Genomic DNA, 10175 nt, shown 5'->3' on the forward strand with positions numbered 1-10175 from the left:
CTGCCCGGCGTGCAGACTCACCCGGGCGGAACGGGGGCCGCCGCCTCCGGCGACACCGGGTCCTGCGCCGTCGGCCCCTCGACCGGTGCATCGAGCGTCGCCGACAGCGTCGCAGCGGGCCACGGAAGCGCGCGCAACGCACTGGCGCGTTGAAGGACCTGCGGAGGCGCCGCCTCCTCGGGCGTCGCGAACACGCGGCGCCGTTGCAGGGCGAGGCCGATCCGGCGGGACGAGGTCAGCCGGACGATCGGTATCGAACCCGCGAGCCCGATGATCATCGGCGACATCCACAGCGCAAGGCCCGGCGAAAGCGTCCACGCGGCCGCCCCCATCAGCACACCGAGGGTCGTGGTTCCCCTGTAGTTGCGCCACAGGTCGCCCCAGGTCTGTCGACCATCGTCGCGACGCTGCGCGTCCCAGCCGGAGTCGCGTCCGGCGAGCACCTCGGCCACGCCCCGCGACTGCACGTACATCGTCACCGGCGCCATCAGCGCCGCCAGCACGTTCTCCAGCACCAGACTCAGCAGGCCGCGCATCGCGCCGCCGCAGCCCCGTCGCATCGCGGGATCGGCCATCGTCGCTGCATAACCGAGGATCTTCGGTGCGAACAGCATGCCCATCGTCAGCAGAAACACCGCCAGGAAGCGGCCGTCGTCGAGCGCCATCCAGTAGCGCGCGGCCGAGAAACCGTCCGCTCCCGGCATGCCGTGCTGCAGGGGCACTGCCAGGCCCACGAGCACCAGCATCGCCCAGAGCGGCGCGGTCAGGTAATGGCCGATGCCGATGAGCAGGTGCCAGCGGCTCACCCAGTGCAGGCCGCGCGCGGCGAGCACGCCACCGTGCTGCAGGTTGCCCTGGCACCAGCGACGATCGCGTACCAGCATGTCGGTGAGCGTGGGCGGCCCCTCCTCGTAGCTGCCGCCGAGCGCGGGAATCATGTGCAGCGCCCAGCCACCGCGCCGCAACAGCGCCGCTTCGACGAAATCGTGACTCAGGACGGTGCCGCGGAATGGAGTCGTGCCCTGGAGTTCCGGCAGCCCGCCATGCGCGGCGAAGGCGGCCGTGCGGATGAGCGCATTGTGCCCCCAGTAGTTGCTTTCCGAGCCGTGCCACCAGGCGACACCGTGCGCGATCACGGGTCCGTACATCCGGCCGGAGAACTGCTGCATGCGAGCGAACAGCGTGGCGCCGTTGACGATGACCGGGAGGGTCTGGATCAGCGCCACGTCCTCGTGGCCTTCCATCGCAGCGGCCAGGCGTACGAGCGTGTCGCCGGTCATCAGGCTGTCCGCGTCGAGAATCAGGAACTGCGGATAGGCGCCGCCCCAGCGCCGGACCCAGTCGGCGATGTTGCCGGCCTTGCGTTCGCGGTTGTCCTCGCGGCGCCGGTAGAACAGCCGCAGGCCGGGGCATTGCGCCCGCAGCCTTTCGATGCCGCGCCGCTCGCCCTCGTAGATGCCCGCGTCACGCGTATCGCTGAGCACGAAGACATCGAAGGCATCGCCCTGACCCGTCTGTGCGAGCGATTCGCACACGGCCTGCAGGCCGGCGAACAGACGGTCGGGTGCCTCGTTGTAGGTAGGCATCAGCAGTGCGGTGCGCTGGCGCAGCACCGGCATCGGCCCCTCGGGGTCGATGCCCAGTCGCGCCGGCCGCCGCTGCATCACCAGGACGAACCCGGCCACGGCACTTACGAAGGACTGCACGATCCACGCGAACAAGGGCACGAAGACTAGCAGCAACAGACCTTCGAGCACATCGATGCCGCCGATGCGCAGCAGCCACCAGATCTGGTAGGTGGCCAGCAGCGTCAGCGCTGCGGAGGCCGCGAGGATAACGCCGCGCCGCCAGGCCATCCGCGGCGGTGTCGTCGGCAGGTGCGCGTTCGCGAGCCGGCCTTCACCCAGGCTCTGCACCGGCATCGCCAGGGGCACTTCAGCCGGCATGCGGTCGTCGCCGTCGCGCACTGCACTGCGTGCCGGCGCGCTCACGCCTGCCACCGGTACAGCCAGGTTTCGGAGACCGCCCGGCCGCCTTCGAGCAGGCGGACCGATAGTTCCGCCACGGCATGCCCCTGCGGTTCGAACTCGAAGGCGAGCCGCCATCCTCCACCGGGACGCGCGTGCACCACGGCGTTGCGGATCGCGCCGGCCGAGGCGCGATGATCGACCTCGAGCCCGGCCGTCTCCCGGCCCGGGCCTCCGGCGAGATCGATCACGACCAGACGCGCGCCCGATGTCGTCCTGGGCACGGCGCCGATCCGAGTCGCGGTCACGTGGGCGAGCTCCGGCTGCCAGCGATGCTCCGCGGTCCAGTGCAGGCGGTAGCGCCAGCGGTGCTCGACGCCCGGCAGCATGGCACGGGCGGGTCGCCAGAACAGCACGATGTTGTCGTGATACTCGTCGGCAGTCGGAATCTCGACCAGATGCACCTCACCCGCGCCCCAGTCGTCCAACGGCTCGACCCACGCCGACGGACGCCGTTCGTAATGCGCCTCGGCATCCTCGAAATCCGCGAAATCCCGCTTGCGCTGCATCAGCCCGAATCCGCGCGGCGTCGCACCCTGGAAGCCACTGTGCTGGAGGGTCCGCGGGTTGTGCAGCGGCCGCCACACCGAGCTGCCGTCGCGCGATGCGATCCCCAGACCGTCCGAGTCGTGGACCGCCGGCCGGTAGTCGTCGACGTCCCGTCGGCCCGAGGCATCGAAGTGGAACATGCTGGTCAGCGGCGCGATCCCCGCGTTCGTCAGCGGTACGCGCGGATAGAGCCGGGCGTCGACCTCGAACACCGTGTCACCGCCGGGCGTGATGAGAAAGCGGAACGCGCCGGCGACCGATGGGCTGTCCAGCAGGGCGTCGACGGTGATCATCGTGCCGCCCGGCTCCGGCCGGTGCAGCCAGAACGCGCGGAACACCGGGAATTCCTCAGGCCCGGGATCCCCACTGCCCAGCGCCAGGCCTCGGGCCGACAGTCCGTACCCCAGGCCGCGCGCCACGGCGCGGAAGTAGCTCGCGCCGAGAAAGGCGCACAGCTCGTCCATATAGTCGGCGCGGTTCAACGCGGTATGCAGGCGGAAGCCGGCAAACCCGATGTCACCGATCGCGGGCGCCGCGTCCGGGGTGTAGTCGAACTGCGACGTCGAAAACGGCACCGGGCTGGCTTCACCGTTCGCCACGGCGTACACATCGACGCGTGGCCGGAACAGGAACCCCCGATGGAAGAACTGGGCCTGGAAGGCGGCTCCGGGCGCGTCCCGCCACAGCGCCGCCTCGGCGCGATAGCGCATCGTGCGGTACTGGTCGTAACTGGCGTCTGCGAGCGCCCCCGGCAGTCCGGAGTCCGGCGCTGCGTAGGCGCGGCCAGCGAGTGCGGCGGCGAGCCGCGGCACGGTCTGCGCATCGAACACGGAACCGGCACCGGCAGCGCCCGCGGCGAACGCCGGCCATCCACCAAGCACGAGCGGCGTACCGACAGCCGCGGCCAACACATCCCGTCGTCGCACGGCGTTCCCCGCATTCACGTAATCAGCGGCGCACTCTAAACGCGTCACTGTGAGTTTTGTGCTAAATCGACGGAGCTTGGTGGGCCCACCAGGACTCGAACCTGGAACCAAAGGATTATGAGTCCTCTGCTCTGACCATTGAGCTATAGGCCCGTAACGGTAATCGTAGCAATTCGAACGAGGTCCGATACCACGGACCGCAGCGCTGCTCGGACAGGCAGCGCCGTCGCGCTGCCGGCTTTGCGATGACAGGAGCGGTCGGCATGATCTGCAGCGATACCGCTGGATGCCAGCTACTTAGCGGGCCTGCCGCGCACACCCGCCGCACGAGTGCAGACTCAGAACGGGAGCAGGCTTGCGTCCGCCTACCATCGCCCGGAGTTTGCCCGACGGCGCGCCCCGCACCCGAAGCAAATTCTCAACCGGTTTCGCGATCTGGCCTTGCCAAGATGGCGAGTCCTCTGCCTCCGCATGCGCCGGCTTTGCAAGAATCGCCCGGCCACTGGCGAAACCTGATCGAGCTCAGCCCGCGCAGCGTCAAAGCTGTCTGGCGCAATGCTCTCCCAGGGCGTCCCCATCACGGAGAGGACTTGGCTGATCCCTGCCCGGGTAATGCCAATGGCTACCAGTCGAACTTGCTCGTTCCGGGAATAATGCACGAGTTCCGCCAAACGCCACCCACGCGAGACGGTGTAGCGAAGAACGTCTTTCTCAGCTTGGCCCTGCATCAGGACGGCGGATCCCAATGGAGCCGCCCCCTCAATCCAGCACACGCCGGGGAGCTGATCTTCGCCCGCGTTGCGCGCCGCAGCGCCCCCGCCGCATCCCCGCATCCCCAGGGCCATGCGAGCGACGCCGGCGCCGGCCCCGTAGGAGCGATCGACCAAGCAGGCCGGCCCTAACACCGTTCTGGCCCCGCGCCACGCATCGAGCCACAGCACCGAGGTCCACGGGCGGGCATGCAGGCTCAAAACGCTTGGTGTCCGACCGTGCTTCCTGGCGCGCCTGCGCCCAGCGCAGTCGCTTGGTTGATTAACGTGCTATCAGATCCGTGCCCGATTGAATACAGTCCAAGCAATCCAGCTCCGCCGATGTCGACAAAATCCCGAACAAAGCGCCTGACCGTGTTTCCCGGCGCGCGTGCGCGCAGCGCAGCTGCCTGACCGATTCACCCGCCATCGGATCCGTGCCCGAACGAACACACCCGGGCAATTCCCGCCAGGCAATATCGACAAAATGTCGGACAAAAAGAAACCCCCGCCTTGTGGGCGGGGGTTTCGGGGTAAAGACCCTGGCGATGACCTACTCTCGCATGCTAGATGCACACTACCATCGGCGCATGTACGTTTCACTTCCGAGTTCGGAATGGGATCGGGTGGTTCCATACAGCTATAGTCACCAGGGAGAGGGTGGAGGGTCGCAGGTCGGCCCGATTCTCGACGCAGGTATGCGATCGACAGTGGGACTGACAGCGCTCACGCTCTCAGAGGTTGGGAAGTAGCGAACATTTGAAACTCGACTCACACGTGTTGCGGAGGCCAAGGATGCTTCGTGTTGAAGCAACTTGAGGTTATATGGTCAAGCCGCACGGATCATTAGTACTGGTTAGCTCAATACATTGCTGTACTTACACACCCAGCCTATCAACCACCTGGTCTTGATGGTTCCTTCAGGGGAGTCAAGCTCCCGGGAGATCTCATCTTGAGGCGCGCTTCCCGCTTAGATGCTTTCAGCGGTTATCGCTTCCGAACATAGCTACCCGGCAGTGCCACTGGCGTGACAACCGGAACACCAGAGGTTCGTCCACTCCGGTCCTCTCGTACTAGGAGCAGCCCCTCTCAAATCTCCAACGCCCATGGCAGATAGGGACCGAACTGTCTCACGACGTTCTGAACCCAGCTCGCGTACCACTTTAAATGGCGAACAGCCATACCCTTGGGACCGACTACAGCCCCAGGATGTGATGAGCCGACATCGAGGTGCCAAACACCGCCGTCGATATGAACTCTTGGGCGGTATCAGCCTGTTATCCCCGGAGTACCTTTTATCCGTTGAGCGATGGCCCTTCCATACAGAACCACCGGATCACTAAGTCCTAGTTTCCTACCTGCTTGATCCGTCGATCTCGCAGTCAAGCACGCTTATGCCTTTGCACACAGTGCGCGATGTCCGACCGCGCTGAGCGTACCTTCGAGCTCCTCCGTTACTCTTTGGGAGGAGACCGCCCCAGTCAAACTACCCACCATACATGGTCCCCGATCCGGATAACGGACCTAGGTTAGAACGTCAAGCACGACAGGGTGGTATTTCAAGGTTGGCTCCACCCCAGCTAGCGCCAGGGTTTCATAGCCTCCCACCTATCCTACACAGACGAACTCAACGTTCAATGTAAAGCTATAGTAAAGGTTCACGGGGTCTTTCCGTCTTGCCACGGGAACGCTGCATCTTCACAGCGATTTCAATTTCACTGAGTCTCGGGTGGAGACAGCGCCGCCATCGTTACGCCATTCGTGCAGGTCGGAACTTACCCGACAAGGAATTTCGCTACCTTAGGACCGTTATAGTTACGGCCGCCGTTTACCGGGGCTTCGATCAAGAGCTTCGCCTTGCGGCTGACCCCATCAATTAACCTTCCGGCACCGGGCAGGCGTCAGACCCTATACGTCCACTTTCGTGTTTGCAGAGTCCTGTGTTTTTGATAAACAGTCGCAGCGGCCTGGTCACTGCGGCCCCCGATCGCTGTAGCCCGCATGGGCCACGATCAAGGGCGCACCTTCTCCCGAAGTTACGGTGCTATGTTGCCTAGTTCCTTCACCCGAGTTCTCTCAAGCGCCTTAGAATTCTCTTCCTACCCACCTGTGTCGGTTTACGGTACGGTCTGCATAAGCTGAAGCTTAGGGGCTTTTCCTGGAAGCGTGGTATCAGTCACTTCGCTCTAATGAGCTCGTCTCGGTGCTCGGAGTTAAAGGGTCCCGGATTTGCCTAAGACCCACTCCTACCGCCTTTCTCCAGGACAACCAACGCCTGGTAGACCTAACCTTCTCCGTCCCCCCATCGCACTTATGCGAGGTGCTGGAATATTAACCAGCTTCCCATCGACTACGCATTTCTGCCTCGCCTTAGGGGCCGACTCACCCTGCGTCGATTAACGTTGCGCAAGGAAACCTTGGGCTTTCGGCGTGGAGGCTTTTCACCCCCATTATCGTTACTCATGTCAGCATTCGCACTTCCGATACCTCCAGCAGACTTCTCAATCCACCTTCAACGGCTTACGGAACGCTCCTCTACCGCGCATAACAAAGTTATGCACCCCAAGCTTCGGTTTATCACTTAGCCCCGTTAAATCTTCCGCGCAGACCGACTCGACCAGTGAGCTATTACGCTTTCTTTAAAGGGTGGCTGCTTCTAAGCCAACCTCCTGGCTGTCTGTGCCTTTCCACATCGTTTCCCACTTAGTGATAATTTGGGACCTTAGCTGTGGGTCTGGGTTGTTTCCCTTTTCACGACGGACGTTAGCACCCGCCGTGTGTCTCCCATGCAGTCTGTCCTGGTATTCGGAGTTTGCAATGGTTTGGTAAGTCGCAATGACCCCCTAGCCATAACAGTGCTCTACCCCCAGGAAGATTCACATGAGGCGCTACCTAAATAGCTTTCGAGGAGAACCAGCTATCTCCGGGTTCGATTAGCTTTTCACTCCTAATCACACCTCATCCCCTACCTTTGCAACGGGAGTGGGTTCGGGCCTCCAGTTGATGTTACTCAACCTTCACCCTGGGCATGACTAGATCACCCGGTTTCGGGTCTATTGCCCGCGACTATGCGCCCTTATCAGACTCGGTTTCCCTTCGCCTCCCCTATACGGTTAAGCTTGCCACGAACAATAAGTCGCTGACCCATTATACAAAAGGTACGCCGTCACCCTTGCGGGCTCCGACTGCTTGTACGCACACGGTTTCAGGGTCTATTTCACTCCCCTCTCCGGGGTTCTTTTCGCCTTTCCCTCACGGTACTGGTTCACTATCGGTCGGTCAGGAGTATTTAGCCTTGGAGGATGGTCCCCCCATGTTCAGACAGGGTTTCTCGTGCCCCGCCCTACTCAATTTCATCGATATGGCCCTTTCGCATACAGGGCTGTCACCTTCTATGGCCGGTCTTTCCAGGACCGTTTTGCTAGAACCAAATCGACTTTTGGGCTGTTCCCCGTTCGCTCGTCACTACTCAGGGAATCTCGGTTGATTTCTTTTCCTACGGTTACTTAGATATTTCAGTTCACCGCGTTCGCCTCGTACAGCTATGTATTCACTGCACGATACCTCCTAGGAGGTGGGTTTCCCCATTCGGACATTACCGGATCAAAGCTTGTTGCCAGCTCCCCGATACTTTTCGCAGGCTACCACGTCCTTCATCGCCTCTGACCGCCAAGGCATCCACCGTGTGCGCTTATTCGCTTGACCATATAACCCCAAGTCGCCTCGGAGCCATACTTCTGTCGATGGGTACAAAGCATCGACACGAACTATAACGACTCAATTTCTTAGGGACTCGAGGTCCCCGCCTTAGCCTCACGACACGTTTGAGTACTTGTCTCAGACGCTCGCTACTTCCCTATTTTTCAAAGAACCGGTGTCGGGCCACAATGCCCGGCACCATTCAAATCTGATGTGTGCGCAGCGATCGGCGAATCAAGAAATGGTGGAGCCTGTCGGGATCGAACCGACGACCCCCTGCTTGCAAAGCAGGTGCTCTCCCAGCTGAGCTAAGGCCCCAAGTGGTGGGTCTGGGAGGACTCGAACCACCGGCCTCACCCTTATCAGGGGTGCGCTCTAACCACCTGAGCTACAGACCCAGTCGTGCTCTTGATTACCAATCGTGCAGGTTACTTATGAGGACGCCTGGACAAGCGATGCAGCCTTGTCTCTAAAGGAGGTGATCCAGCCGCACCTTCCGATACGGCTACCTTGTTACGACTTCACCCCAGTCATCGGCCACACCGTGGCAAGCGCCCCCCTTGCGGTTAGGCTACCTGCTTCTGGTGCAACAAACTCCCATGGTGTGACGGGCGGTGTGTACAAGGCCCGGGAACGTATTCACCGCAGCAATGCTGATCTGCGATTACTAGCGATTCCGACTTCACGGAGTCGAGTTGCAGACTCCGATCCGGACTGAGAGAAGGTTTCTGGGATTGGCTTGCCCTCGCGGGTTTGCAGCCCTCTGTCCTTCCCATTGTAGTACGTGTGTAGCCCTGGCCGTAAGGGCCATGATGACTTGACGTCATCCCCACCTTCCTCCGGTTTGTCACCGGCGGTCTCCTTAGAGTTCCCACCATTACGTGCTGGCAACTAAGGACAAGGGTTGCGCTCGTTGCGGGACTTAACCCAACATCTCACGACACGAGCTGACGACAGCCATGCAGCACCTGTGTCACGGTTCCCGAAGGCACCAATCCATCTCTGGAAAGTTCCGTGCATGTCAAGGCCAGGTAAGGTTCTTCGCGTTGCATCGAATTAAACCACATACTCCACCGCTTGTGCGGGCCCCCGTCAATTCCTTTGAGTTTCAGTCTTGCGACCGTACTCCCCAGGCGGCGAACTTAACGCGTTAGCTTCGATACTGAGTTCCTAATTGAACCCAACATCCAGTTCGCATCGTTTAGGGCGTGGACTACCAGGGTATCTAATCCTGTTTGCTCCCCACGCTTTCGTGCCTCAGTGTCAGTGCTGGTCCAGGTAGTCGCCTTCGCCACGGATGTTCCTCCCGATCTCTACGCATTTCACTGCTACACCGGGAATTCCACTACCCTCTACCGCACTCTAGCCTGCCAGTATCCAATGCAATTCCCAGGTTGAGCCCAGGGCTTTCACATCAGACTTAACAAACCACCTACGCACGCTTTACGCCCAGTAATTCCGAGTAACGCTTGCACCCTTCGTATTACCGCGGCTGCTGGCACGAAGTTAGCCGGTGCTTATTCTTTGGGTACCGTCAGAACAATCGGGTATTAACCGACTGCTTTTCTTTCCCAACAAAAGGGCTTTACAACCCGAAGGCCTTCTTCACCCACGCGGCATGGCTGGATCAGGCTTGCGCCCATTGTCCAATATTCCCCACTGCTGCCTCCCGTAGGAGTCTGGACCGTGTCTCAGTTCCAGTGTGGCTGATCATCCTCTCAGACCAGCTACGGATCGTCGCCTTGGTGGGCCTTTACCCCGCCAACTAGCTAATCCGACATCGGCTCATCTATCTGCGCCAGGCCCGAAGGTCCCCGGCTTTCACCCGTAGGTCGTATGCGGTATTAGCGTAAGTTTCCCTACGTTATCCCCCACAAATAGGCAGATTCCGATGTATTCCTCACCCGTCCGCCACTCGCCACCCAAGGAGCAAGCTCCTCTGTGCTGCCGTTCGACTTGCATGTGTTAGGCCTGCCGCCAGCGTTCACTCTGAGCCAGGATCAAACTCTTCACTTAAAATTTTCGACATCACCGAAGTGACGTCTAATGCTTCGAGTGCAGATGTCCTTCCTGAGCCCGAACTACTCGCCAGCATTTGCATGCTGTTGAATCTTTCTTGCTCTTTCTGGAACGTCTGCTAATGGACTAACACCACCAGCCAGACGTCCGCATAAGTATCCTGCGCACACTGTCAAAGATCTGCGGAAGCGGCCTCAGCGCCTGCT

2 protein-coding genes, 3 tRNA genes and 3 rRNA genes are annotated in these 10175 nt (G+C 61.1%); all 8 read right to left on the reverse strand.

Annotated features, from left to right (window positions below; genetic code table 11):
• Nucleotides 1-17 precede the first annotated feature (17 nt).
• A complete protein-coding gene (mdoH, locus tag H0E82_RS05285) occupies nucleotides 18-1991 on the reverse strand; it encodes a glucans biosynthesis glucosyltransferase MdoH (protein WP_425600318.1) in 1974 nt (657 codons plus the stop codon).
• The gene (locus H0E82_RS05290; RefSeq protein ID WP_180544410.1) at nucleotides 1988-3484 is read right to left on the reverse strand and encodes an OpgD/OpgG family glucan biosynthesis protein; all 1497 of its coding nucleotides are present in this window, start codon (nucleotides 3482-3484) and stop codon (nucleotides 1988-1990) included. The genes mdoH and H0E82_RS05290 overlap by 4 nt, the downstream gene beginning before the upstream one ends.
• A gap of 95 nt (nucleotides 3485-3579) precedes the next feature.
• Nucleotides 3580-3655: transfer RNA gene (locus H0E82_RS05295), tRNA-Ile, on the reverse strand.
• A gap of 1136 nt (nucleotides 3656-4791) precedes the next feature.
• A 5S ribosomal RNA gene (gene rrf / locus H0E82_RS05300) occupies nucleotides 4792-4905 on the reverse strand.
• Nucleotides 4906-5076: 171 nt separating this feature from the next.
• Nucleotides 5077-7956: ribosomal RNA gene (locus H0E82_RS05305) — 23S ribosomal RNA — on the reverse strand.
• A 236-nt stretch (nucleotides 7957-8192) separates the two neighbouring features.
• Nucleotides 8193-8268, reverse strand: a tRNA-Ala gene (locus H0E82_RS05310).
• Nucleotides 8269-8271: 3 nt separating this feature from the next.
• Nucleotides 8272-8348: transfer RNA gene (locus H0E82_RS05315), tRNA-Ile, on the reverse strand.
• A gap of 73 nt (nucleotides 8349-8421) precedes the next feature.
• Nucleotides 8422-9966, reverse strand: a 16S ribosomal RNA gene (locus H0E82_RS05320).
• Together the 16S, 23S and 5S rRNA genes with 2 tRNA genes alongside form the textbook arrangement of a ribosomal RNA operon.
• Nucleotides 9967-10175 lie beyond the last annotated feature (209 nt).

It is taken from the genome of Luteimonas deserti, assembly GCF_013425765.1.
Taxonomy (GTDB): Bacteria; Pseudomonadota; Gammaproteobacteria; order Xanthomonadales; family Xanthomonadaceae; genus Luteimonas; species Luteimonas deserti.